Origin of the sequence: Bartonella sp. AA1HLJMS (genome assembly GCF_042197445.1) — a bacterium.
GTDB lineage: Bacteria > Pseudomonadota > Alphaproteobacteria > Rhizobiales > Rhizobiaceae > Bartonella.
Genome location: NZ_JBHIRW010000140.1, coordinates 1 through 1,900, shown reverse-complemented (window position 1 = coordinate 1,900; position 1,900 = coordinate 1). Strand labels below are relative to the sequence as shown.

3 protein-coding genes are annotated in these 1,900 nt (G+C 34.6%); 2 read left to right on the top strand and 1 reads right to left on the bottom strand.

Annotated elements, in window-relative coordinates:
- Window positions 1–354: 354 nt before the first annotated feature.
- Window positions 355–972 (bottom strand): S24 family peptidase, encoded by a 618-nt coding sequence (locus ACFIQE_RS09965; protein ID WP_038473481.1) that lies wholly within the window; start codon window positions 970–972, stop codon window positions 355–357.
- Window positions 973–1,055: 83 nt separating this feature from the next.
- On the opposite strand from ACFIQE_RS09965, the gene ACFIQE_RS09960 reads away from it, so the two are divergent.
- Complete coding sequence (locus tag ACFIQE_RS09960; RefSeq protein WP_375707659.1) at window positions 1,056–1,415, top strand: hypothetical protein; 360 nt, start codon at window positions 1,056–1,058, stop codon at window positions 1,413–1,415.
- 12 nt (window positions 1,416–1,427) lie between these two features.
- Window positions 1,428–1,880 (top strand): hypothetical protein, encoded by a 453-nt coding sequence (locus ACFIQE_RS09955; protein ID WP_375707658.1) that lies wholly within the window; start codon window positions 1,428–1,430, stop codon window positions 1,878–1,880.
- The last annotated feature ends 20 nt before the right edge of the window (window positions 1,881–1,900 follow it).

Genomic DNA, 1,900 nt, shown 5'->3' with positions numbered 1-1,900 from the left:
ATAATTTTTAGAACTTGGCTTTCATCCAGTGGTCCCGACCGACCAATGTTTTGATCATCATCATAGACAACTAATAAGATTTCATCAGAATTTATAAGAATTGGCTTATCCATAATTTTTCCTCCCTAACGCCTCTTGGCGATTGTTTGTGCGTGGTTTATGGAATATATTAGTACATTATGCACTAAAGGTAGTCAAGTACATAATGTACTATTTTTTCAAAAAAATAAAAAATGACGAATCATCGACTAATTTAAGAATCAATAAGCATGCAGTTTATTGTAGAATCAATAATCTGCTATGACTTGCTGATGGCATCTAATTGATAACTTAAATAGAGAATCTTAATTGTACTTACATGTCAAGAATAGTGCGTCGTACACGACCTATTATAGAAATGGCACCTTCAAGTTTTGGAGCTTTTATTGTTTTATCGTACGAAGCAGGCTGAAAAGGAGGATTATCATTTGGTCTATATCGCTTATATGTAGCTTGCCCAGTTTCATCTGCAATTACATAGCAGGCATTAGGTACAAGCTTTTTGTCTCGCATATTTACAAGTATTATGGAATCTGGAGGACTAATTTTATTCATGGATGCACCATCTACACGCAATGCAATCCATTCACCGGCAGGAAGATTAACAGCTTCTGTCATAGGATAATCTGAAAAATCCATTATCCCATCTTGCTCGCTTAACTCTCCAGCACTAATCCATGAAATAAGAGGAATACTTATATTAAGACTAGGATTTTCTTGAGGAGATTCACCATATAAAATCCATCCCGGATCGACGTTAAATACTTGTCCATAGAGTTCGGCTTTTTGTCGAGAAACAGGACGATTTCCATTTTCATGACTAATTAGAGTATTTTGATTAAGAGCTGATATAGCGCGCGCAGCCTCGCTCGGTGTTGCATACCCAGCATTTTTACGTGCTATTTTAAGTCTATCTTTTGGCAAATAACTCATTCGTACATTATCCACTATTTTTTTCATTCATTGTGTACTATTTTATCTTGATTTAAAATTGTACGTAATGTACTATTTTGATCATGGTTAATAATTTTTATGTCAAAAATTTGATTGAGTCTTGGGGATCTATAGGTCAATTTGCGAAGGAAATCGGTTGTAGCTATGAAGCTGCACGTAAAATGCGCGATCGCAATAGTATTTCTCCAAAATATTGGAACATAATTATCCAATTGTCTGAATCCAAAGGTCCACCTTGGGTTACACTAGATTGGTTTCTTCATATGTATGAGAATAAATCTCATGGTGTTTCTCTTCTAATAACAGAACAAGGAAAAAGTACGATTTCTTTAACGGAGAAATTTACAACATCGGATGGGGCAATTCGTATGAATAATTCTACAGATAACAACAAACACCCACAGCATCATTCACAGGCTTAAAGAAGAAAGATCATGAGAAACGGAATATTGAAGAAGATCTACACCCAGTTTTGTAGATTAATAGGTTGTAATACGAAAATGAAGAATGGAAATAGATTGGTGGAAGAATGGAGAAAAGTACCATGTCGTGACTGTAGCGTAGAAGATCTTGTGAAACGACACGAAACTCACACAACAATTCTTAAAAAAAGAGAAGAATGGCATAAGTCAAAATTTGATAGTTGGATGAGATGGCATGAAGCCACTCTTGCAGAGCGAGATAAGTCAATTGAACAACAGCAAGTAGTACTTGAAAACCTATCCACTTTAATTAAGCAAAAAAATAAGACCCTGTATGAACAAAGATTAAAGTTGGCTTCACAAATGGAGCTAATTGATAAATTAAATAATAAAATCATTTGCTTAATTAACAAAAAAGAAGAACCGAGATTGATCGATTTTATTTTTGCAGGAGAAGTTTTTTAACTTGCGTCATTTGAGCCAAA